The 22693-nt window shown below is 59.3% G+C and carries 24 protein-coding genes and 2 tRNA genes; 8 read left to right on the top strand and 18 right to left on the bottom strand.

All coding sequences use genetic code 11. The annotated features are described in order from the left end of the window. Positions 1–43: 43 nt before the first annotated feature. On the top strand, positions 44–643 hold the full coding sequence (locus ASG55_RS22000) for a flavin reductase family protein (RefSeq protein WP_041480012.1): 600 nt from the start codon (positions 44–46) through the stop codon (positions 641–643). 54 nt (positions 644–697) lie between these two features. Here the strand turns inward: ASG55_RS22000 and ggt are convergent, their stop codons facing one another. The 9 genes from ggt to ASG55_RS21965 form a co-directional block, all read right to left on the bottom strand. Further along, positions 698–2530 (bottom strand): gamma-glutamyltransferase, encoded by a 1833-nt coding sequence (gene ggt / locus ASG55_RS21995; protein WP_056790324.1) that lies wholly within the window; start codon positions 2528–2530, stop codon positions 698–700. 216 nt (positions 2531–2746) lie between these two features. Further along, positions 2747–2995 carry a bacteriocin immunity protein gene (locus tag ASG55_RS21990; RefSeq protein ID WP_056790321.1) on the bottom strand — a complete coding sequence of 83 codons (249 nt, stop codon included), beginning with the start codon at positions 2993–2995 and terminating at the stop codon, positions 2747–2749. A 50-nt stretch (positions 2996–3045) separates the two neighbouring features. Next, entirely contained in the window at positions 3046–3315 is a 270-nt protein-coding gene (locus ASG55_RS26545; RefSeq protein ID WP_082530333.1) for a bacteriocin immunity protein, read from the bottom strand. An 11-nt stretch (positions 3316–3326) separates the two neighbouring features. Continuing rightward, entirely contained in the window at positions 3327–3584 is a 258-nt protein-coding gene (locus ASG55_RS21985) for a bacteriocin immunity protein (protein WP_056790319.1), read from the bottom strand. 98 nt (positions 3585–3682) lie between these two features. Then, positions 3683–3949, bottom strand: a complete 267-nt coding sequence (locus tag ASG55_RS26540) for a bacteriocin immunity protein (protein ID WP_082530332.1) — start codon at positions 3947–3949, stop codon at positions 3683–3685. A 51-nt stretch (positions 3950–4000) separates the two neighbouring features. Then, the gene (locus tag ASG55_RS21980; RefSeq protein WP_056790316.1) at positions 4001–4255 is read right to left on the bottom strand and encodes a bacteriocin immunity protein; all 255 of its coding nucleotides are present in this window, start codon (positions 4253–4255) and stop codon (positions 4001–4003) included. Next, on the bottom strand, positions 4248–5507 hold the full coding sequence (locus tag ASG55_RS26535; protein WP_082530331.1) for an S-type pyocin domain-containing protein: 1260 nt from the start codon (positions 5505–5507) through the stop codon (positions 4248–4250). The genes ASG55_RS21980 and ASG55_RS26535 overlap by 8 nt, the downstream gene beginning before the upstream one ends. 226 nt (positions 5508–5733) lie before the next feature. Beyond that, positions 5734–5810: transfer RNA gene (locus ASG55_RS21970), tRNA-Met, on the bottom strand. Between the two features lie 115 nt (positions 5811–5925). Then, positions 5926–7983 (bottom strand): methyl-accepting chemotaxis protein, encoded by a 2058-nt coding sequence (locus ASG55_RS21965; RefSeq protein ID WP_056790313.1) that lies wholly within the window; start codon positions 7981–7983, stop codon positions 5926–5928. Between the two features lie 432 nt (positions 7984–8415). On the opposite strand from ASG55_RS21965, the gene ASG55_RS21960 reads away from it, so the two are divergent. Further along, on the top strand, positions 8416–9633 hold the full coding sequence (locus ASG55_RS21960) for an MFS transporter (RefSeq protein ID WP_056790311.1): 1218 nt from the start codon (positions 8416–8418) through the stop codon (positions 9631–9633). 144 nt (positions 9634–9777) lie between these two features. Here ASG55_RS21960 and ychF read toward each other — a convergent pair whose 3' ends face one another. From ychF to ASG55_RS21920, 8 genes are all read right to left on the bottom strand, one after another. Next, complete coding sequence (gene ychF / locus ASG55_RS21955; RefSeq protein WP_016773202.1) at positions 9778–10878, bottom strand: redox-regulated ATPase YchF; 1101 nt, start codon at positions 10876–10878, stop codon at positions 9778–9780. A gap of 22 nt (positions 10879–10900) precedes the next feature. Continuing rightward, the gene (pth, locus tag ASG55_RS21950; protein ID WP_016773203.1) at positions 10901–11485 is read right to left on the bottom strand and encodes an aminoacyl-tRNA hydrolase; all 585 of its coding nucleotides are present in this window, start codon (positions 11483–11485) and stop codon (positions 10901–10903) included. A gap of 173 nt (positions 11486–11658) precedes the next feature. Continuing rightward, positions 11659–12261 carry a 50S ribosomal protein L25/general stress protein Ctc gene (locus ASG55_RS21945; RefSeq protein ID WP_056790308.1) on the bottom strand — a complete coding sequence of 201 codons (603 nt, stop codon included), beginning with the start codon at positions 12259–12261 and terminating at the stop codon, positions 11659–11661. Positions 12262–12402: 141 nt separating this feature from the next. Then, a complete protein-coding gene (locus ASG55_RS21940) occupies positions 12403–13344 on the bottom strand; it encodes a ribose-phosphate pyrophosphokinase (RefSeq protein ID WP_003171603.1) in 942 nt (313 codons plus the stop codon). Positions 13345–13389: 45 nt separating this feature from the next. Continuing rightward, positions 13390–13464: transfer RNA gene (locus ASG55_RS21935), tRNA-Gln, on the bottom strand. 37 nt (positions 13465–13501) lie between these two features. Then, positions 13502–14353: a 4-(cytidine 5'-diphospho)-2-C-methyl-D-erythritol kinase gene (gene ispE / locus ASG55_RS21930; protein WP_056790305.1), complete on the bottom strand. Its 852-nt coding sequence runs from the start codon at positions 14351–14353 to the stop codon at positions 13502–13504. Positions 14354–14356: 3 nt separating this feature from the next. After that, positions 14357–14974, bottom strand: a complete 618-nt coding sequence (lolB, locus tag ASG55_RS21925; protein ID WP_016773207.1) for a lipoprotein insertase outer membrane protein LolB — start codon at positions 14972–14974, stop codon at positions 14357–14359. Positions 14975–14977: 3 nt separating this feature from the next. Further along, on the bottom strand, positions 14978–16702 hold the full coding sequence (locus tag ASG55_RS21920) for a tetratricopeptide repeat protein (protein WP_056790302.1): 1725 nt from the start codon (positions 16700–16702) through the stop codon (positions 14978–14980). Positions 16703–16884: 182 nt separating this feature from the next. Here ASG55_RS21920 and hemA point away from each other — a divergent pair, with 182 nt between their 5' ends. From hemA to ASG55_RS21890, 6 genes are all read left to right on the top strand, one after another. After that, on the top strand, positions 16885–18171 hold the full coding sequence (hemA, locus tag ASG55_RS21915) for a glutamyl-tRNA reductase (protein ID WP_016773209.1): 1287 nt from the start codon (positions 16885–16887) through the stop codon (positions 18169–18171). Then, the gene (prfA, locus tag ASG55_RS21910; RefSeq protein ID WP_016773210.1) at positions 18168–19250 is read left to right on the top strand and encodes a peptide chain release factor 1; all 1083 of its coding nucleotides are present in this window, start codon (positions 18168–18170) and stop codon (positions 19248–19250) included. Before hemA ends, prfA begins: the two co-directional genes overlap by 4 nt. Continuing rightward, positions 19251–20081, top strand: a complete 831-nt coding sequence (gene prmC / locus ASG55_RS21905; RefSeq protein ID WP_056790299.1) for a peptide chain release factor N(5)-glutamine methyltransferase — start codon at positions 19251–19253, stop codon at positions 20079–20081. It begins immediately after the preceding gene. Further along, a complete protein-coding gene (locus ASG55_RS21900; protein ID WP_056790295.1) occupies positions 20075–20830 on the top strand; it encodes a molybdopterin-synthase adenylyltransferase MoeB in 756 nt (251 codons plus the stop codon). The genes prmC and ASG55_RS21900 overlap by 7 nt, the downstream gene beginning before the upstream one ends. Next, entirely contained in the window at positions 20823–21614 is a 792-nt protein-coding gene (murI, locus tag ASG55_RS21895; RefSeq protein ID WP_056790293.1) for a glutamate racemase, read from the top strand. Before ASG55_RS21900 ends, murI begins: the two co-directional genes overlap by 8 nt. 111 nt (positions 21615–21725) lie before the next feature. Then, positions 21726–22244: an acyloxyacyl hydrolase gene (locus ASG55_RS21890; RefSeq protein ID WP_016773213.1), complete on the top strand. Its 519-nt coding sequence runs from the start codon at positions 21726–21728 to the stop codon at positions 22242–22244. A 133-nt stretch (positions 22245–22377) separates the two neighbouring features. Here the strand turns inward: ASG55_RS21890 and ASG55_RS21885 are convergent, their stop codons facing one another. Continuing rightward, the gene (locus tag ASG55_RS21885; RefSeq protein WP_024014290.1) at positions 22378–22683 is read right to left on the bottom strand and encodes a YkgJ family cysteine cluster protein; all 306 of its coding nucleotides are present in this window, start codon (positions 22681–22683) and stop codon (positions 22378–22380) included. Positions 22684–22693 lie beyond the last annotated feature (10 nt).

The raw sequence follows: 22693 nt of genomic DNA, 5'->3' as shown, positions 1-22693 counted from the left end.
TGACAGCGCTACAATCGGCTCCTTTTCCTCCGGAGCAAATCCCATGAGCGTTTCCCACCGCCGTCCGGTGCCTCTGAACAAAGCCTACCGCCTGCTCAACCACGGGCCGACCGTGCTGGTCAGCGCCGCTCACGACGGCCAGCGCAACATCATGGCCGCCGCCTGGGCCATGCCGCTGGATTTCGAACCGCCGAAAGTCGCCGTCGTCCTCGACAAATCCACCTGGACCCGCCAGTTGCTTGAAGCCTCCGGGACCTTTGTGCTGAACGTGCCTTGCGTCAATCAGGCCGATATCGTGCAAACCGTCGGCAATACGTCCGGCCTGGAAATCACCCGCAACCAGGGGCACGACAAATTTCAGGCGTACGGCCTGCACACCTTTGCCGGCGAACAGGTTGAAGCGCCGCTGCTCGAGGGCTGTGTTGCCTGGCTCGAATGCCGCCTGCTGCCAGAGCCGCGCAATCACGAGCAATACGACCTGTTCCTCGCCGAAGTCATCGCCGCCCAGGCCGATGAGCGTGTGTTCAGCGATGGGCGCTGGCATTTCGAAGGGCAGGATGGATTGCGTACCTTGCACCACGTGGCGGGGGGGCATTTCCTGAAGATTGGGGACGGGGTGGATGGCAAGACGTTGGCGGTCTGATTTATTCCTGGGAGAAGGCCTGCTGCTCGACAGGCCTTTTTTCAATGCAGTGTTTCAGTCCCCCAACGCTTCTCCCTCACGCCGAGGATCGGCACCCCCCGTCAAGGTCGCTTTGCCCTGCGCATCCTTCACCCGCACGATCGCTTGGGTGCCGCTGGTCATGTCGATTTCACTGACCGTGTGCCCTTTGTCTTTCAACGCCTGAATCAGCACCGGGCTGAACTGTCCCTGTTCCAGTTCGGTGGGACCGTTGCGGCTGCCGAAGTTGGGCAGGTTGATTGCACTTTGTGCATCGAGGTTCCAGTCGAGCAGGCCGATGGTGGTTTTCGCCACGTATTCGATGATTTGCGAGCCGCCGGGCGAGCCGACCGTGGCGACAAATTCACCAGTGTTGCGATCAAAGATCAGTGTCGGCGCCATCGACGAACGTGGGCGTTTGCCCGGTTCGACGCGGTTGGCGACTTTCTGCCCGTTCTCTTCGGGGATGAACGAAAAGTCGGTCATCTGGTTGTTCAGCAGAAAACCCTGAACCATCAGGTGCGAGCCGAACGCGGCTTCGATGGTGGTGGTCATCGACACGGCGCCGCCGAGGTCATCCACCGCCACCACTTGCGAGGTCGAGATGCGCAACGGCGAGCGGTCCGGTGCGTAGGCAACCTGCACGCCCGGCGGTGTGCCCGGTTTGGCGCTGCCCATGCTGCGCTCGCCGATCAGGCTGGCGCGGCTGGCCAGGTAGGCCGGATCGAGCAGACCTTTGACCGGCACCGGGACGAAGTCGGTGTCGGCCACGTATTGCGCACGATCGGCATAGGCCAGACGTTCAGCCTCGGCGATCAGGTGCACTGCTTGCGGCACCGGTTCGATGCCGGCCGGCTTATCGGTTTTCGTTGGTTTGAGCGGGGTCAGCGACAGGCGTGGGGCGCGAGTCTCCAGCGCCTGCAACGTGCCGAGAATCTGCGCCACGGCGATCCCGCCCGACGACGGTGGCGGCATGCCGCAGACCTGCCAACGCTTGTAGTCGGTACACAGCGGCGCGCGCTCCTTGGCCTGATAACGCTGCAAATCGTTCAGCGACAGGCTGCCGGGGTTGGCGTGCTGTTGAACCCTGGCGACGATCTCTTCGGCGATCGGACCTTTGTACAGCGCATCGGCACCTTCGCTGGCGATACGTTTGAACACGGCAGCCAATTTCGGGTTTTGCAGGCGTGTGCCGACAGCTTTGACGCTGCCATCGTCATTGAGGAAGTACGCGGCCATGTCTGGCGACTGGCGTATCAGTGGATCGGCAGTCAGCAGCGAATGCAGGCGCGGGGAAATCGCAAAGCCTTGCTCGGCCAGTTTGATCGCTGGCTCAAACAGCTTCGCCCAAGGCAAGCGACCGTGTTGTCGATGCGCCAGCTCCAGCGCCCGCAATACCCCGGGCGTACCGACCGAGCGCCCGCCGATCTGCGCTTGCGTAAAGGCCATCGGTTTACCGTCAGCCTTCAGGAACAGCTTCTCGGTGGCCCCGGCCGGCGCCGTTTCGCGGCCGTCATAGGTGCGCACCTGCTTGCCATCCCACAACACAATCATCGCCCCGCCACCGATCCCGGAAGACTGCGGCTCAACCAGCGTCAACACCGCCTGCATCGCAATCGCCGCATCAATCGCCGAACCACCCTGACGCAACATCTCCCGCCCGGCTTCGGCCGCGAGTGGATTGGCAGCAGCGGCCATGTGTTTATTGGCGTGACGGGTTTGCAGATCAGTGCGGTAACCGGAAGCGGCTTCCGGTGCCAGCGGCAACGAAGAAGAGGGCGGGGCGTTGCATGCGGTGAGGGTCAGAGCGCTGACAAACAGTGTCAGGGCTGGCAGGCGAAAGCGCTTCAAGGGCTGGGCTGGAAACACGCGGGCTCTCCGTCCGTGGGGTAAAAGTCTTCGGGGACTTTATCGAGCGGGCCGGCGGGGTGCAAACTGCGTGGGGATTACAGCCCTTCCGATCAGCGGCCGCGCCAATCGATTGGCCGAAAACGATGCCCTTGTGGGAGCGAGCCTGCTCGCGAAAGCGGTAGCTCGGGTGGTGCGATCTTCTTGAGAGTGATGCAGGGTTAGTGAGTCAGAAACTCATTGCTTGAAGCCCGGCAGACCATGGGTAGAGCGCCACTTTTTCACGATTTCGGTAATGCTCTCGGCTGTTTGTTGTTTCATATCCTCGGGCCAATAGATAAGGTCAGTGCCCGCTGGGTGCTCACACAGACGTACAAATTCAAACAACAGCGGATCGAGAATCTCGTCTGGGCTTGTGTTGGCTGCAAGAACAGATTGCACAAATTTCAAGAATTCTGCTTCGGTGTAGTCGGATATCTTAGTCATAACGTTCTCAAGTTGAAGTTCCACAGTTCAAATGAAACGGGCGGCAGGATTCATGTCTTGAACCCGGGTAGTCGATTCGCTTCGCGCCATGCCATGACTGTACGAGCTATTCCGGCAGATGTTGTATCTGCTCCGGGCTCGGGATAGTAGATCAGATCCATCCCGCTCGGATGTCCTGCTATCTTGTTGAAGTGCAGTACTAATGCATCTGCACGGACATCCGTCGTTGCTGAATCTTCCTTTCTTATTTCATCTATGAGACGGACGAATGTTTTAAAGGTGTAATCCGACAGGCAGTTTTTTGGAGAGTGAGTGGTCATACTGTAGGTGCCTATCGCTTGAACTCAGTTGGACCATGGTCAGTCCGCCACTTTTTAACAGTTGCCGTGATGCTTTCCGGAGTGCATTGGGTTTCATCTTCGGGCCAATAAATCAGATCGGTGCCGGCGGGATGCTCGGCCAGTTCACAGAAGTTATCCAACATATCCGCCAGCAAGACTTCAGGCGTACCATTTCGATTGGCAGCAAATATTCTTTCTAAGAGGCCCGAAAAATACTTCTCCGTGTAACCGGGAGTTTCGTTTGCCATTGCGTATCTCCTGCACAAATCTTGGATGTGTTGAGCCGCAAGTAAGTCGTGAAAGCCAGCGTTGATCCGGTTGCTCGAATCCTCAACGACTCGACTTATCAAGAGTCTTTGAACCCCGGCAATCCCTTTGCTTCTCGCCAGTCCCTGACACTTTGCGTTACCCCCACTGGGGAGTTATCAGCACCAGGCTCCGGATAGTAGATCAAGTCTGATCCTGCTGGATGCTCGCTGATTGACTCGAAGTGCGCCAACAGTAAATCAGCACGATCATCGTTTTCAGCTTCTTCATCCTCTTTCGCGATCTCTTGTAGCAGCGCGACGAATTCGGTTTCGGTGTAAGCCGAAATTTTTCTTTTAAGTAAAATTAGCCTCGCCTCTGCTCTTGAGTTATTGATTTTTACAGGAAGGATAGCTGCTTATTGCTTAAATCCAGGCAGTCCATTGGCTGCGCGCCATTTTTTTAAGGTCTCGGTCACGCCTCTTGGTGAATCATCTGCGTCGTCTTCAGGATAAAAAATCAAGTCAGATCCTCTGGGGTGTCCGCAAATGGAATTGAAATGAAATACAAGTTTGCTTTCTTCCTCCTCGTTCTCATCATTGCCAATGATGCGCTCAAGCAAGGCAATGAACTCTTGTTCCGTATAATCCGAGAAAGTAGATTTTTCAGTCATCTTTATTTTCCTTATGTATTTTTACATGCCGTTTCGGCGTGATTACGGCCAAGTTATCTACATTGTAAACAGCGCCTCCATGGCGGATGTGTTCGATGTGATGGAGTTCGTACTTGGCCTTCTCCCCATGATGCTCTGGCATCGGAGCAAATGGTGCTCTGCCATCTGTAAGCTTACTTTGGTTGGTTCGTTTGAATTGACTGAACAGCTCTGGATCATTCGCAATTTCCTGCCAAAACGCCTCCCTAAATTTGTCGAAACTCGAAAACTCCCTCCCCCTGAGCTTATCCGCGATCCGAGTAGGAATCGGCACACCAATTCCAGTCCCAGCCCCCGCAAGCCATATCCCCGACACATCCTCCCCCACCCCCGTAACGATCCCCGGCGTCTGCCTCGCCGGCCTCGAATAAACCACATATAACGACTTCAGCCCGGTGTCCGCCGGGAACACCAGAATACAATCCTCGGCCGTTACATCCTCGCCCGGCAGACCCTCAATCTGGCTATCGGTATTGTCCGGAATCGGGTGGACGAGGATCGGGTCGAGTGCCTCACCGTGGTCGGGATAAACCAGCGGTGGCATCGATCCCAACGGCCCGCGTTGCGGCGTCCAGAGAATGGTGATGCCGTTGAGCTTGGCCTCCATGGCGGTCTTGTCGGCGTTCCACTTGACGTTCACCGTGCGTACGGCGTCGTCGCCAGAGGCGCCGGAATGGATGCCGTAAACCCGCAGAACACCTTCGGCATCACGACGAAACTGGAAGCGCACGCGCGTGGTGGCGCGGCTCATGCGGCGTAGTTCTTCGTCGGTGTGAAGCGTGCCGTCGGCCATTTTGCTCGGCAGCATTCCCAGCACAAACACGCTGGCCGGCCCGCCGGCGCCACGGATGGCCCAGTTCAGGCGCTGTTGCAAAATCCCGCCGCCGGCCAGACGCCCCAAAGCCAGGTCGGCGCCAATTGCCGTCGCGACAGCGGTACTGGCGGAGGGCATGAGCATGGCGCCGGCGACCATGATCTTGCCGAAGTTGCTGGCTGGCTCCTCGGCAGTGCCAGCGTCCGTGCGACACCAGTTGTCCGGCGTGCAGGACTTGGCAAAGACCCTGTCTTCGCGTGGCTTGGGCGCAGGCCACTCATCCTTCTCGATGTACACCGGCTCCGGCGCTTTCGGTGGAAGCAAAGTAAACCAGGCCCTGCCACCGCTATACGGATTTAATAACCAGTCATCGTCGAGAAGGTATTTGTATTGAGGCATGCCAACTCCCTGTATGGCGCTGAATCGAGCCAGGGGAGCTTGTCGGTATAGGAGCGATTCGGGGAGAGAGCGACAGGTGGCCGATGCTACGAAAGATCCGTTTCGTACCAGAGATCTACTTTTTTCTTACGGAGGCATCTGAATTGCATGCAGGGAGCGGGAGGAAAAGGACTTTTCTCGAGGCATAAAAAAACGGCCTACCTTTCGGTAAGCCGTTTTTAGTACTTGGTGGCTACACAGGGACTTGAACCCCGGACCCCAGCATTATGAATGCTATGCTCTAACCAACTGAGCTATGTAGCCAAGTGGCGCGCATTATTCCGCTGAAATGGCAAAGCGTCAAGCGTAAATCGAAAATATTTCTTCCTGTTTTCAACTGCTTATCCTCCAGCCCCGAAAATCGGGGCCGGGGAGGGCGTCAGCGCAGTTGGAATCTGGCGGTATTGGCGCTCAGGGCCTCGCTACCATGGCTCAAGGTGTCCGCCGCGAGGTTTACGGCGCGTGCACCTTCAAGCAAACGCACCGCCGCTTGATCGACCTGCTGGATATTGCCGCTGACTTCGTCGGCAGTGCTGGCCTGTTCTTCAACCGCTGTGGCGATTTGCGCCAGGGTGTCGGTGACACTCTGTACGGCGCTGGCGATTTCTCCCAGGCGTTCGCCGAGTCCGGTGACCGCTTCGGCATCCGATTGCGCCTGACCACAGGCGGCTTCCATCAGGCTTACCGCTTCGTTGACCGTGGCGCGCAGGCTGTCGACGGTGCCGGCGATCTGCGCGGTGGACGATTGCGTGCGTTGCGATAGGCTGCGCACCTCGTCGGCGACCACGGCAAAGCCGCGACCCTGTTCGCCGGCGCGGGCGGCCTCGATGGCGGCGTTGAGCGCGAGCAGGTTGGTCTGCTCGGCGACGCCGCGAATGGTGTCCACGACCAGTTGAATCTGCTGGCCTTGCTCGCTGACCCGGCCGAGCGCGGCGGCGGTGTCGTTCAGGCGCTGATTGAGCTGCTGAATGCTCGCCGTGGTGCGCTGGCTGTCGCGGCTGCTGTCGGCGGCGATGCGCCGGGTTTGCTGGGCGCTGCCGGAGGCCTGTTCGCAACTCTGCGCGACGCCTTGCGAGGTGGCGGCCAATTGCGTGGCGGCAGCGGCGATCTGGCTGATCTGCAATTGCTGCGCTTCGACTTCGCTCAGGGCGCCGCTGGAGTGTTGGTTGAGGCTGCGCACCGCGTTGCTCAACTGCGAGGTCTCGTGGTCGACGCCGAGCATGCTGCTGCGCAATTGCACCACAGCGACGTTGAGCGCGGTGCTGATCGCTGCCAGCTCATCGCGCCCCACCACCGGCACTTGCAGGCTCAGGTTACCGTCGCGCAAGGCTTCGGCTAGCAAGGTGATGCCGCTGGCGCTACGGCGGATCGAGGCTTGCAGGCAAACGAACAGGTATAACGCGGCCAACAGCAGGCAACCGAAGATTGCGGCGACAACAATGAACTGGCGGATCGCCGAGCTGTAATACGCATCGAGCCGCTGATCCAGCGCGACCAGGGATTGCTGGCGCAGGGAAGCGAGGTCGGTGAGCAGCGCGTCGAGGCTGCGTTCGAAGTCCTCTGGCTTTAGGTTGATGCTGCCGCCAAACACACCGTCGTCGAGGACTTTCAGGCCGCTGTCGAGGTGTTTCAGGCTGTCGTGATACTGGCCGGCCCAGGCTTGCAGCTCGGCTGGCAGACGCGCCTCCAGCAGGCCGGCGGTTTTCACCAGTTGCTCGCGGGCGTCACCAATGCGGCTGCGCAGGTCGCGCAACTGCAGGCGGCTCTGCAGGGTGAACTGCCCGGAGACCACCGAAGCCTGGCCGACCGCGGCGAGACGGCCGACACGCTCGATCAGGTCCGGCGCGTGCTGCGTGGAAATCTGCGTCAGCAGGTAGGTTTCCAGCCACGGCGCGAGGGTCAGGCGATTGTCCATGACGATCTGCTCGCGCAAGGCTTGCAGCGCGCCCAGGGCATTGGTGAAGCGGTCATAACCGTCCGGCCACCAGCCGACACTGCTCAAGCTTTTCGAATCAAGGCCATTGAGTGCGGTTTGCAGCGCCTGAAAGCGTTCGAGGATTGCGCCGTCGGCGCCTTGCTGGTTCAGGGCATTGCCCAGCTCCGTGGTGGCTTGCAGCACCGCCGGTTGCACGCCGTCGAAGGCGGCCATGGCGGCGAGAGTGGCCGGTGTCGGCTGACGATTGGTCTCGGTGGCGCGCCAGCGGGCGGCGCGGTCGCGTTGAGCGGCGAGCAGGTTGTCCAGCGCATCCAGCGCGAGCAGCTGACGCACGCCGGCACGTTCGCCCGAGATCAGATTGAGCTTCTCGCGATAGTCATGGCCTATCATCAACAGGCTGCCGGCCAGCGGCAGAATGAACAGCAGAAACAACAATTGGAATTTACCTGCGAAGCCAAACCGCCCCAGCAATTTGATCCCCGGTGAAAGGAAAGCCTGCATGCCTCATGACTCCTCTGGACACCACGCACCATTGGCGTGCATCGCGAGCTGTTGGCTCACGACCCGTGCCCTCTAAAAGGCCTCGAAAGTTCACCCTCGCCCGCTCTGTAGGCCGGCTCTGTAGCGAAACTTCCCATTGTCGAGCGCCTTTGTAAGGCGATCGTGTTCAAGGGCAGAAGCAAGGCAAGATTCAGACCATGGCGTTGAGCTATCACCTTCGCCACCAGCGATCCCCTGTAGGAGCTGCCGAAGGCTGCGATCTTTTGACTTTGATGCTTAGAAGCAAGATCAAAAGATCGCAGCCTTCGGCAGCTCCTACGCGAGATAGGAATGTTGGTTAGTTAGCTGGCTAAGGGGATAGCGCGAGCGCACCGAAAAATGGCACATTGACGCACCTGCCTGCGGGCACCCATCTGCTGTCCGGAATTTTCCATGGCTATCAGCAACGTCCAGACCGCCGCTGCCTCGGCGACCGCTGCTCCGCAAAGCAGCCCCTTGGTGATGCGCATCATCGGCGCGGTGGCGCTGGCGCATCTGATCAATGACCTGATCCAGTCGGTGCTGCCGTCGATCTACCCGATGCTCAAGGCCAGCTATGGCCTGACGTTTACCCAGGTCGGCCTGATCACCTTGACCTTTCAGTTGACCGCGTCGCTGTTGCAGCCGTGGGTCGGGTATCACACTGATCGCCACCCCAAACCGTGGCTGTTACCGGCGGGCACGGTGTGTACCTTGATCGGCATTCTGATGATGTCGGTGGTCGGCAGCTTCCCATTGATTCTGCTGGCGGCGGCGCTGATTGGTATCGGCTCGTCGACCTTTCACCCGGAAGCCTCGCGTGTTGCGCGGCTGGCCTCGGGCGGCCGGTTTGGTCTTGCGCAATCGACCTTTCAGGTCGGCGGCAATGCCGGCTCTGCGTTCGGCCCATTGCTGGCGGCGGCGATCATCATTCCCTTCGGCCAGGGCAATGTGGCGTGGTTCGGTCTGTTCGCGGTGTTTGCGCTGTTCGTGCTGTACCGCATCAGCCGCTGGTACGCCAATCACCTGAACCTGTTCAAGCTCAAGGCCGGCCAAGCCGCGACGCACGGCTTATCGAAGGGCAGGGTGACCAGTGCCTTGGTGGTCCTGGGGCTGCTGGTGTTCTCCAAATATTTCTACATGGCCAGTTTCACCAGCTACTTCACCTTCTACCTGATCGAGAAGTTCGACCTGTCGGTGGCTAGCTCGCAATTGCACTTGTTCCTGTTTTTGGGCGCAGTGGCGGCGGGGACGTTCTTCGGCGGGCCTATCGGCGACAAGATCGGGCGCAAGGCAGTGATCTGGTTTTCCATCCTGGGGGTGGCGCCATTCACCCTGATCCTGCCGCATGTCGATCTGTTCTGGACCAGCATTCTCAGCGTGGTGATCGGCTTCATTCTGGCGTCGGCATTCTCGGCGATCGTGGTGTACGCGCAGGAACTGGTGCCGGGTAATGTCGGGATGATTGCCGGGATTTTCTTCGGCCTGATGTTCGGTTTCGGCGGGATTGGCGCGGCGCTGCTCGGGCATCTGGCGGATGTGCACGGGATTGAGTACGTGTATTTCCTTTGCTCATTCCTGCCGTTGTTTGGTGTGTTGGCGATCTTTCTCCCGCGTACTAAAAAAGCTTGAGATCAAAAGATCGCAGCCTTCGGCAGCTCCTACAGGGGATAGATGTACATCTGTAGGAGCTGCCGAAGGCTGCGATCTTTTAACAATCTTTCGGGCACAAAAAAGCCGCGTATCAAACGCGGCTTTTTCTTGTGCGGCTGTTGCTTAGACGTTGAAGCGGAAGTGCATCACGTCGCCGTCCTTGACGATGTAATCCTTGCCTTCCAGGCGCCACTTGCCGGCTTCTTTGGCGCCGGCTTCGCCCTTGTACTGGATGAAGTCGTTGTAGGCGATGACTTCGGCACGGATGAAGCCTTTTTCGAAGTCGGTGTGGATCACGCCGGCGGCCTGTGGTGCGGTGGCACCGACCTTGACGGTCCAGGCGCGGACTTCTTCGACACCGGCGGTGAAGTAGGTCTGCAGGTGCAGCATTTCGTAACCGGCGCGGATCACGCGGTTCAGGCCAGGCTCTTCCAGGCCCAGGGCCTCGAGGAACATGTCCTTCTCTTCGCCATCATCGAGCTCGGCGATTTCCGCTTCGATCTTGTTGCACACCGGAACGACCATGGCGCCTTCTTCTTCGGCGATGGCCTTGACCACGTCCAGGTGCGGGTTGTTCTCGAAACCGTCTTCGGCAACGTTGGCGATGTACATGACCGGCTTGGTGGTCAGCAGGTGGAAGCCCTTGATCACGGCTTTCTCATCCGCGCTCATGTTCTTCATCAGGCTGCGTGCCGGTTTGGCTTCGGTGAAGTGCGCGATCAGTTGCTCGAGCAGAGCCTTCTGAACCACGGCGTCCTTGTCACCGCCCTTGGCGTTGCGCGCGACTTTCTGCAGTTGTTTCTCGCAGCTGTCGAGGTCGGCGAAGATCAGTTCAAGGTCGATGATTTCGATGTCGCGTTTCGGGTCGACGCTGTTGGACACGTGGATCACGTTGTCGTCTTCGAAGCAGCGCACCACGTGAGCGATAGCGTCGGTTTCGCGGATGTTGGCCAGGAACTTGTTGCCCAGGCCTTCACCTTTCGAGGCGCCGGCGACGAGGCCGGCGATGTCGACGAATTCCATGGTGGTCGGCAGGATGCGCTTGGGATTGACGATGGCCGCCAGCGCTTCCAGGCGTGGATCAGGCATCGGCACGATGCCGCTGTTCGGCTCGATGGTGCAGAAGGGGAAGTTCTCGGCCGCGATACCGGATTTGGTCAGGGCGTTGAACAGGGTGGACTTGCCGACGTTAGGCAGGCCGACGATGCCGCAATTGAATCCCATGGTGTTTCCCCTCGGGTAAAAGTCAGGCCTTCTGGCTGTGCAGGTTTTTCATCGCGCGGTTCCATTCCCCGGCGAGGATATCCGGCAGCACGCCGAGGGCAAAGTCGATGCTGGCATCGAGTTTTTCCTGTTCGGCGCGTGGCGCACGACCCAGGACGAAATTTGAAACCATACTGGCAACGCCCGGGTGGCCGATGCCAAGCCGCAGACGGTAGAACGTATTCTGATTGCCCAGTTGCGCAATGATGTCGCGCAATCCGTTGTGACCGCCATGGCCGCCGCCCTGCTTGAGCTTGGCAACGCCCGGAGGCAAGTCGAGTTCGTCATGCGCCACGAGGATTTCTTCAGGCTTGATGCGGAAGAAACCGGCGAGTGCCGCCACGGCCTGGCCGCTGCGGTTCATGTAGGTGGTGGGAATCAGCAGACGAACATCCTGACCCTGATGCGAGTAGCGCCCGGTCAGGCCGAAATATTTGCGATCGGCCACGAGATTCACATTCTGTGCGTGGGCGATGCGCTCAACAAAAAGGGCCCCTGCGTTATGCCGGGTCTGTTCGTATTCAGCGCCTGGATTTCCCAGGCCAACGATCAGTTTGATGGCAGTCACGATAGGGGCCCTTCCTTGGAGTGGTGGATAACATCGCCGCGATCGGGGAAAGCGGCGAAAGTGGACGAAAAATGCTCATTTACCATGGATGTAAACTCCGCGTTCTCGCCCGCTTTCTCGCTACGTTCCAGTCCGCGATGTTACTTGCTCACTCCCCGGCATGACAGAGTGAATTACTCTGCTTCGCCTTCTTCGGCAGGTTCTGCAGCAACACGTGGAGCGTGGACGTTGGCAACAGCCTTGTCATCGCCGTGTGCCAGAGCAACGAACTCAACACCTTTAGGAGCTTTGAGGTCCGACAGGTGAATGATGGTGCCGATTTCTGCTTTCGACAGATCGACTTCGATGAACTCAGGCAGATCTTTTGGCAGGCAGGTCACTTCGATTTCAGCAACAACGTGCGAAACTTCGCCGCCTTTCTTCACTGGAGCTTCTTCGCCAACAAAGTGTACAGGCACGATGGCGGTCAGTTTCTGGCCGGCAACAACGCGTACGAAGTCAGCGTGCATCACGTGGCCTTTGGCCGGGTGACGCTGCAGCGCCTTGATGATGACGTTCTGCTTGGTGCCACCAACGTTCAGCTCGATGATGTGGCTGTAAGCCGCTTCGTTTTCGAGCAGTTTGGCAACTTCTTTGGCCAGCATGCTGATGGATTCAGGGGCTTTGTCGCCACCGTAAACAACAGCTGGAACCAGAGCGGCGAGACGACGCAGGCGGCGGCTCGCACCTTTCCCCAGGTCGGAACGCACTTCAGCATTCAGAGTAAAATCGTTCATTTTGTATCTCCAAAATAGCCATGACCGAGTGGCGTTTGCGACCAGCGCCGAACACGGTATGGGCAAAAAAGCCCCGCCCCGACAGGAATGCCGGGGCGGGGCGCTTTTCGTCAACGAGACATTTCGCGAAGGGCAGGGCCCTTAACGGAACATCGCGCTGATCGATTCTTCATTGCTGATGCGGCGAACCGCTTCGGCAACAACCGGTGCGATATCCAGTTGACGGATACGTGCACAGGCTTGTGCTGCAGCGGACAGCGGGATGGTGTTAGTGACCACCAGCTCGTCCAGCACGGAATTTTCGATATTCTCGATGGCCCGGCCCGACAGCACAGGGTGTGTGCAGTAGGCAAAGACCTTGGCTGCGCCATGCTCTTTCAGGGCCTTGGCCGCGTGGCACAGGGTGCCGGCGGTATCGACCATGTCATCGACCAGAATACAGGTACGCCCTTCGACATCACCGATGATATGCATCACTTCAGAGTGATTGGCTTTCTCACGGCGTTTGTCGATGATCCCGAGATCGACGCCCAGCGACTTGGCAACAGCCCGTGCACGCACGACGCCACCAATGTCCGGAGACACGATCATCAGGTTTTCGAAGCGCTGATCTTCGATGTCATCCACCAGAACCGGGGAGCCGTAGATGTTATCTACCGGAATATCGAAGAAGCCCTGAATCTGGTCAGCATGCAGATCAACCGTGAGAACACGGTCGATGCCGACTACGGTAAGCATGTCAGCAACGACTTTCGCGCTGATAGCCACACGTGCGGAACGCGGACGGCGATCCTGACGGGCATAACCAAAATAAGGAATAACAGCAGTGATACGAGTAGCTGAGGAGCGGCGGAAGGCATCAGCCATCACTACCAGTTCCATCAGGTTATCGTTGGTCGGAGCGCAGGTCGGCTGAATAATGAAGACGTCTTTACCGCGAACGTTTTCATTGATCTCGGCTGTGATTTCGCCGTCGGAAAACTTGCCGACAGAGATGTCACCGAGAGGGATATGCAGCTGACGTACGACACGCCGAGCCAGATCGGGGTTGGCATTCCCCGTAAAGACCATCATCTTGGACACGCGCAGTACCTAGAGGCTGAGGGTAACCTGGATGAGTAGAGAAAATGGCAGGGGCGGCTGGATTCGAACCAACGCATGGCAGGATCAAAACCTGCTGCCTTACCGCTTGGCGACGCCCCTGTATCTGTTGCTTTCAAGTGCCGGGCACTTGATTCCTTTAGAGCAGACTTTGCAGCTTGCGATGCAACATCGAAACGTTACTTCCTTTCGCTACAAACCCTGTAAGGGTCTCTGTCAGAAGGGCCGAGACTTTATCAGCTTCAGCTTTGCTTGGGAAGCCCCCAAACACACAACTTCCAGTTCCGGTGAGCTTTGCTTCGGTAAATTTACCTAACAAATCCAATGCGTTACGTACCTCTGGATAACGCCTTTCGACCACCGGCAAGCAGTCATTTCGACTGTTTCCCTCGGGAACGGGGCGCACTTTAATGGGCGGTGTGTTACGTGTCAACAAAGGATCGGAAAAAATTTCTGCCGTACTAACAGCGACTTGCGGCACGAGCACCAGATACCACGGTTCTTCGGGGTCGACCGGGGTCAGTTTCTCGCCGACGCCCTCGGCAAATGCCGCATGGCCACGGACGAACACTGGTACGTCGGCACCGAGTGACAGGCCCAGTTGCGCCAGACGATCTTCATCCCAGCCCAACTGCCAGAGATGGTTGAGGCCGAGCAAAGTCGTCGCCGCATTCGAACTGCCGCCACCGATGCCGCCGCCCATGGGCAGCACCTTGTCGATCCAGATGTCGATACCGAGCGCGCAGCCGGACTGTTGCTGCAACATCTTCGCCGCGCGCACGATCAGGTTGCTGTCGTGGGGCACGCCGGCGAACTCGGTGTGCAGCTGAATCACGCCGTCATCGCGCACGGCGAAAGTGATTTCATCGCCATAATCGAGGAACTGAAACAGCGTCTGCAATTCGTGATAACCGTCTTCACGGCGACCGAGAATGTGCAGCATCAAGTTGAGTTTGGCCGGCGAGGGCAGGGTCAGGCGTGCAGCGGTCATGCTTTATTGCCCCAACTTGCGCGGTTGCCAGGTCTTGATCACCAGCGTCACGTCGAGATCGGTGCCGTGCAGCTTGATGCGCTCGGGCAGCCAATAACCATTCTGTTCGGTGTAGGCGGTGTATTCGACTTTCCAGCCGTCCTGCTCAAGGCTGGCCAGGCGACTGTCGGCGTCCAGGTTCAAGCGACTCTTGCTTTCCGGCGCTGGCAGGCCGCGAACCCACCAGGCCAGATTCGACACCGGCAATTTCCAGCCCAGTTGCTCTTCGAGCAAGGCTTCAGGAGATTGCGATTCGTAGCGGCCCTGGTTGGCGACTTCCAGCGACACCTTGCCCGGGCGCCCGGTCAGGCGCGCCGCGCCACGACCCAGCGGGCCGGACAGGCGAATGTCGTAGTAATCCTGACGCTGCAGCCAGAACAGCGTGCCGCTGCCGGAATCCTTCGGCGCGCGGATGCCGATCTTGCCGTCGATCTGCCAGCCATCAAGGCCGGTCAGTTGCTGTTTATTCGCCGCCCACTGGGCCGGGCTGCCGTGGCCCTCGACCGATTCGCGAGTGCCGAAACCCGAGCAGCCGGCGAGGAGGGCGATGAAGCTGAAAACAATAACGTGGCGCAAAAGCATGGTTTAAAGATTCTCGGATCCGGTCAGGCGCTTGATGGTGCTGCGCAGAATGGTGCTGTCGGGCTGATCCTTGAGGAACTTGCCCCACACTTGTTTGGCTTCGCGCTGATTGCCCTTGGCCCAGAGGACTTCGCCCAGGTGCGCGGCGACTTCGTGGTCAGGGAAACGCTCGAGCGCCTGGCGCAGGTATTTCTCCGCGTCGTCCAGATTGCCCAGGCGATAGTTCACCCAGCCGAGGCTGTCGAGAACTGCCGGGTCTTCCGGGTTGATCTGGTGCGCCTGCTCGATCAGCGTTTTCGCTTCAGCGTAGCGGGTGGTGCGATCGGACAAGGTGTAGCCCAGAGCATTGAGCGCCATGGCGTTGTCCGGGTCGCGCTTGATGATCAGGCGCAGGTCTTTCTCCATTTGCGCCAGATCATTGCGTTTCTCCGCGAGCATGGCGCGGGTGTAAAGCAGATTGAGATCGTCCGGGTATTTCTGCAGCGCTTGTTGCAGAACCTTCCAGGCTTTGTCGTCCTGTTTGTTGGCCGACAGGGTTTCCGATTCGATCAGATACAGCTGGATCGCGTAATCCGGTTGCTCGTCACGCTCGGCCGCCAGCTTGCTCTGCGCTTCGGCGGTTTTGCCGTTGCTCATCAGGATATCGGCCTGACGCAGCTGTGCCGGCAGATAGTCATTGCCCGGACCGACCTGGGCGTATTCGATGAGCGCGCCTTGTGGGTCGTTGCGCTCTTCGGCAATCCGGCCGAGGTTCAGATGCGCTGAATCGACGTGGCTTTCGCGAGCGATCAGGTCTTCCAGATAGCCCTTGGCTTCATCCCACGCCTTGGCTTCCAGGCACACCAGTGCCAGCGAGTAACGCAGTTCATCGTCTTCCGGGTATTGCTGAACGAGCGTGGAGAATTCGGCCTTGGCGTCGTCCATGCGGTCCTGTTCGACCAGCATGCGCGCGTAAGTCAGGCGCAGGCGTTTGTCTTCCGGGTATTTCCTGATGCTTTTCTGCAACAGCGGCAGCGCTTCGTCGCCACGGTTGAGCAATTGAAGCAGGCGCGCACGCAGCAGGATTGGTGCGATCTCGCCGTCTTCCGGTGGGTTGTCTTCGAGCAGAGTCAGCGCGCCTTGATTGTCGCCGTCCTGCTGCAACAGCAGAGCCTTGCCGAAAATCAGCTGATTATTGTTCGGGTGGCGCTGGAGCAAACGGTCGAAGCTTTTCATCAGGCCGTTGCGGGTTTCCTGATCGGTGTCGGCGGCCGACAGCGCGAGGAAATCGAAATGGGTGTCGCCCTTGCCCTGCAGGACTTTCTCCATGTAGACCATGGAGTCGTCGTAACGCCCGGCGCGGGCCAGTTGCACGGCAGCGGCGCGTTGCGCTTCGAGATCATCCGGAGCGTTGCGCGCCCAGATCAGCGCGGTGTCGAGGGCCGGTTGATCGGCGCCCAGATATTCGGCGATGCGGAACGCACGCTCGGAAACGCCCGGATCCTGGGTGTTGATGGCCTGGGTCACGTAATTGTCCAGGGCAATGTCGAAACGATTGCGCTGGCCAGCGAGTTCGGCGCTCAGCAGGCTGAACACGGTTTCCTCACTGAACGAGCCGTAAACCTTGGGCTTTTCAGGTGCGGGCGTGGTGTCTTCGACCGGCGGGGTGCCATCCGGCGCAACGGGCGCCATGGCCTGGCAGCCGCTGAGGAAGACAAAAGCGAGGAGCAACGCGGAAGATCTATTCATATAGGAAGAGGACGACTAACCTGCGGTCGGATCATCATGACACAAGCCTTCGGCCAAACATAACCGAGACTCAATTGTGGCCATTATAGGGGCTGACGATTGGGACAATAGTCAGCGGTAGTTGTTCTGAATCTTTCGAAGTAGGACAATTGCCGGCTTCACGTCACCATCAGCGACCTTGAATGGCCTTCCTTGCACTCGGTATTAACCACAAGACTGCTTCAGTAGACGTCCGCGAGCGCGTGGCCTTTACCCCTGAGCAGCTGGTGGAGGCCTTGCAGCAGCTCTGCCGACTGACCGACAGCCGCGAAGCCGCGATCCTCTCCACCTGCAATCGCAGTGAGCTTTATATAGAACAGGATCAGCTGTCGGCCGATGTCGTGCTGCGCTGGCTGGCCGATTATCACCATCTGAGTCTCGACGAGCTGCGCGCCAGTGCTTACGTGCATGAAGACGATGCGGCTGTTCGTCACATGATGCGCGTCGCCTCCGGGCTCGACTCGCTGGTGCTGGGCGAACCGCAGATTCTCGGTCAGATGAAATCGGCCTACGCCGTGGCCCGCGAGGCCGGCACCATCGGTCCGCTGCTGGGGCGGTTGTTTCAGGCGACGTTCAATGCCGCCAAGCAGGTGCGTACCGATACTGCGATTGGCGAGAACCCGGTGTCGGTGGCGTTTGCTGCGGTGAGCCTGGCGAAACAGATTTTCAGCGATCTGCAACGCAGCCAGGCGCTGCTGATCGGTGCCGGCGAGACGATTACGCTGGTCGCGCGCCATTTGCATGAGCTGGGGGTCAAGCGCATCGTCGTCGCCAACCGCACGCTGGAGCGCGCCAGTCAACTGGCCGAACAGTTCGGCGCCCACGCGGTGCTGCTCTCGGACATTCCGGCGGAGCTGGTGCGCAGCGACATCGTCATCAGTTCGACCGCCAGCCAGTTGCCAATCCTCGGCAAGGGTGCGGTGGAAAGTGCGCTGAAGCTGCGCAAGCACAAGCCGATCTTCATGGTCGACATCGCCGTACCGCGAGATATCGAGCCAGAAGTCGGCGAGTTGGACGACGTTTACCTGTACAGCGTCGACGATCTCCACGAAGTGGTCGCCGAGAACCTCAAGAGCCGCCAGGGTGCAGCCCAGGCAGCGGAGGAGATGGTCTCGGTCGGCGCCGACGATTTCATGGTGCGCCTGCGCGAACTGGCGGCAGTCGATGTGCTCAAGGCCTATCGTCAACAGAGCGAACGCTTGCGAGACGAAGAATTGCAGAAGGCCCTGCGTCTGCTGGCCAACGGCGGCAACGCCGAAGACGTGCTCGGGCAACTGGCCCGTGGCCTGACCAACAAACTCTTGCATGCGCCCAGCGTGCAATTGAAAAAGCTGTCTGCCGAAGGCCGCCTCGATGCGCTGGCCATGGCCCAGGAACTCTTTGCCCTTGAGGGCTCACCGGATAGTTTTTCGGATAAAAAACCGCAATGAAAGCGTCACTGCTCAACAAGCTGGACATTCTCCAGGACCGTTTCGAGGAACTGACCGCGCTGCTCGGCGACGGTGAAGTCATTGCCGATCAGGCCAAATTCCGCGCCTATTCCAAGGAGTACGCCGAACTCGAACCGGTAGTGGCCGCCTATAAAAAGCTGCTCGGCGTACAAAGCGATCTTGAAGGCGCGCAGGCGCTGCTCAAGGATAACGACCCGGACATGCGCGAAATGGCCGTGGAAGAAGTTCGCGAAGCCAAGGAGTTGCTGGTCACGCTGGAATCCGATCTGCAGCGCATGCTGCTGCCTAAAGATCCGAATGACGGCCGCAACGTCTTCCTCGAAATTCGCGCCGGCACCGGTGGCGACGAGGCAGCGATCTTCTCCGGTGACCTGTTCCGCATGTACTCGCGTTATGCCGAGCGGCGTGGCTGGCGCGTCGAGATCCTCTCGGAAAACGAAGGCGAACACGGTGGCTATAAAGAAGTCATCGCGCGCATTGAAGGCGACAACGTTTACGGCAAGCTGAAATTCGAGTCCGGCGCGCACCGCGTCCAGCGCGTACCGGCTACCGAATCCCAGGGCCGGATCCACACGTCGGCCTGCACCGTGGCGGTGTTGCCGGAGCCGGACGAGCGCGAAGCGATCGAGATCAACCCGGCGGATCTGCGTGTCGATACTTACCGTTCCTCTGGCGCTGGTGGTCAGCACGTCAACACCACCGATTCGGCGATCCGCATCACCCACATTCCGACTGGCACCGTCGTCGAGTGTCAGGAAGAACGCTCCCAGCACAAGAACCGTGCCCGGGCGATGGCGTGGCTGTCGGCCAAGCTCAACGATCAGCAAAACGCAGCGGCAGCCAACGCGATTGCCAGTGAGCGCAAGTTGCTGGTCGGCTCCGGCGATCGATCCGAGCGTATCCGCACCTACAACTACGCCCAGGGCCGGGTCACCGACCATCGCGTCAACCTGACCCTGTATTCGCTGGATGAAATTCTCGCCGGTGGCGTCGAAGCTGTGATCGAGCCCTTGCTGGCCGAATATCAGGCTGACCAACTCGCAGCGATAGGTGAATAAATGACCATCATCGCCAGCCTGTTGCGCGCCGCCGAGCTGCCGGACTCGCCCACAGCGCGTCTGGACGCGGAACTGCTGCTCGCCGCCGCACTGGGCAAGTCGCGCAGCTTCCTGCACACCTGGCCCGAGCGCATCGTGCCGAGCGAGGCTGCGCTGACCTTTGCCGAGTATTTGCAACGGCGGCGCAGCGGTGAACCGGTGGCTTATATTCTCGGCCAGCAGGGCTTCTGGAAACTCGATCTGGAAGTCGCGCCACATACGCTGATTCCGCGTCCCGACACCGAATTGCTGGTGGAGGCAGCCCTTGAGCTGCTGCCGGCAACCCCGGCCAAGGTCCTCGACTTGGGCACCGGCAGTGGCGCGATTGCTTTGGCCTTGGCCAGCGAGCGCCCGGCGTGGAAGGTCACCGCTGTGGATCGCGTGCTCGAAGCCGTGGCCCTGGCCGAGCGCAACCGCCAGCGTCTGCACTTGAACAACGCTACGGTGCTGAGCAGCCATTGGTTCAGCGCCCTTGAGGGCCAGCGCTTTCAACTGATCATCAGCAACCCGCCGTACATTGCCGCCACCGATCCGCATCTGGTCGAGGGCGATGTACGCTTCGAACCGGCCAGTGCGCTGATCGCCGGTGAAGATGGCCTCGACGATCTGCGCCTGATTGTTGCGCAGGCGCCGGATCATCTTGAAACCGGCGGCTGGCTGATGCTCGAGCACGGCTATGATCAGGCCGAAGCGGTGCGTGATCTGCTGCTTACCCGTGGCTTTGAAGAAGTCCACAGCCGCACCGATCTGGGCGGCCATCAACGCATCAGTCTGGGGCGCCTGCCGTGCTGAATGATCAGGAATTGCTGCGCTACAGCCGGCAGATTCTGCTGCAACACATCGACATCGACGGGCAGCTGAAGCTCAAGGCCAGCCGCGTGCTGATCGTCGGCCTCGGCGGTCTCGGCGCGCCAGTGGCGCTGTATCTGGCAGCAGCGGGCGTCGGCGAATTGCATCTGGCGGATTTCGACACGGTCGATCTGACCAATCTGCAACGGCAGATCATTCACGACACCGACAGTGTCGGCATGTCCAAGGTCGACTCGGCGCTCAAGCGCCTGGGCGCGATCAATCCGGAAATTCAACTGGTCGCTCATCGCCAGGCGCTGGACGAGGATTCTCTCGGTGCAGCGGTGGCGGCGGTGAATCTGGTGCTCGATTGTTCGGACAACTTTTCCACGCGCGAGTCGGTTAACGCCGCTTGTGTTGCCGCGCGCAAGCCACTGGTCAGTGGCGCGGCGATTCGTCTGGAAGGGCAATTGTCGGTGTTCGATCCACGGCGTGCCGAAAGCCCTTGCTACCACTGCCTGTACGGACACGGCAGCGAAGCCGAACTGACCTGCAGCGAGGCCGGCGTGGTCGGGCCATTGGTCGGTCTGGTTGGCAGCTTGCAGGCGCTGGAAGCGTTGAAGGTGCTGGTCGGCTTTGGTGAACCATTGGTGGGGCGACTGTTGTTGATCGATGCCTTGGGTTCGCGCTTCCGTGAGCTGCGGGTCAAGCGTGATCCGGGCTGCAGCGTCTGTGGCGCCCGCCATGCGTGAAGCGCCGATCGGCGTGTTCGATTCCGGGGTCGGCGGCTTGTCGGTCCTCGGCGAAATCCAGCGCTTGCTGCCCAACGAATCGCTGCTTTATGTCGCCGATTGCGGGAACATTCCTTACGGCGAGAAAACCCCGGAATTCATCCGTGAGCGTTGCAGCGTGATGGCCGGGTTCTTTCGCGAGCAGGGGGCCAAAGCTTTGGTGCTAGCGTGCAATACCGCGACCGTAGCGGGGGTTGCCGATCTGCGTCGCGATTTCCCCGACTGGCCGATTGTCGGCATGGAACCGGCGGTCAAACCGGCCGCAGCGGCCACGCGAAGCGGCGTGGTTGGCGTCCTGGCCACGACCGGCACGTTGCAGAGCGCGAAGTTTGCCGCGTTGCTGGATCGTTTCGCGGCTGACATAAAAGTCATCACCCAGCCCTGTCCGGGACTGGTCGAACTGATCGAAACGGGTGATCTGCACAGCGCTGAATTACGCACTTTATTGCAAAGTTACGTCGCTCCATTGCTGGCGCAAAACTGCGACACAATCATTCTTGGCTGCACCCATTATCCCTTCCTCAAGCCGTTACTCAGGTCGATGATCGCCGATGATGTCAGCCTGATCGATACCGGAGCTGCCGTGGCCCGGCAGTTGCAACGCTTGCTCGCCGAGCGTGATCTGCTGGCGCAACGTCCGAGCCAGCCGGTGAAGTTCTGGACCAGCGGCGATCCGCAATCTCTCAGAAAAATCCTACCGTTGCTGGGCCAAACTGCGTCGAATGTGCAAAACTTCGACTTGTAAAAAAAATGTGAAATAACTAAAAAAACGCTGAACTTCTGACCAAGCGCGGATTTCTATAGCGACAGCAGCAACTAAAAACCAAACGATCGTTCCGGAAAAGGAAGTTTCAAAGTGAAGCGACTATTCTGCTTGGCCGCGATTGCGGCCGCACTGATGGGGCAAAGCATTTCTGCACAAGCCGCTGGCGTTGAATTCGCCGTCGGCGGTACCAGCGATTCGACAATGACGTATCGCTTAGGCATGAATTTCGACTGGGACAAGAGCTGGCTGCAGAGCGACGTCGGTCGCCTGACCGGCTACTGGAGCGGTGCCTACACGTACTGGGAAGGTGACAAGACTTCCAGCAACAACAGCCTATCGTTCTCACCTGTATTCGTTTACGAGTTTGCCGGCCAGTCGGTCAAGCCATACGTGGAAGCGGGTATCGGCGTGGCGTTCTTCTCCAACACCGAATACGAAAGCAACAACCTGGGCGGCTCCTTCCAGTTTGAAGACCGCATCGGTGTCGGCCTGCGTTTCAACGGCGGCCACGAAGTCGGAATCCGCGCCACGCACTACTCCAACGCCGGCCTGTCCAGCGACAACGATGGTGTAGAAAGCTACGCGCTGCATTACACAATGCCGCTGTAATCCGCCTACGCGGAACCAACGTGGGAGCGAGCCTGCTCGCGAAAGCAGAGTGTCAGTCAATTCAAATGGTGGCTGACACACCGCCTTCGCGAGCAGGCTCGCTCCCACAGTTGTTTCTGCGCCGTGAAAGAAATCAGCGGTAGGCTGTAGCGATACCCCGGCGCTCTTCGATGCACTCCGGCGCGCCCATTTCAAACTCGCGGCAAATCAGCGGGCGTCGTTCATAGATCGTGCACATCATGCTGTCGCGATCCAGTGCCGCGCACCAGCCGTCGTCCAGACGCAGCATCACTTCGCCGCCCCATTCATCGGTATCGATAAAGCGATCAGGCACGCCGGTGTCGGTGATCAGCATCACTTCGAGCTGGCAGCAGCACGCCGCACAGGTCGAGCAGGTGACCGCCGGTTCGGCGATTTGGGTGTGTGGGATGGTTTTCATCGTGGCAGTG

It is taken from the genome of Pseudomonas sp. Leaf434 (assembly GCF_001425545.1).
Lineage (GTDB): Bacteria > Pseudomonadota > Gammaproteobacteria > Pseudomonadales > Pseudomonadaceae > Aquipseudomonas > Aquipseudomonas siliginis.
The sequence above is the reverse complement of the archived record's forward strand: the minus strand, read 5'-3'. Positions and strand labels throughout refer to the sequence as shown.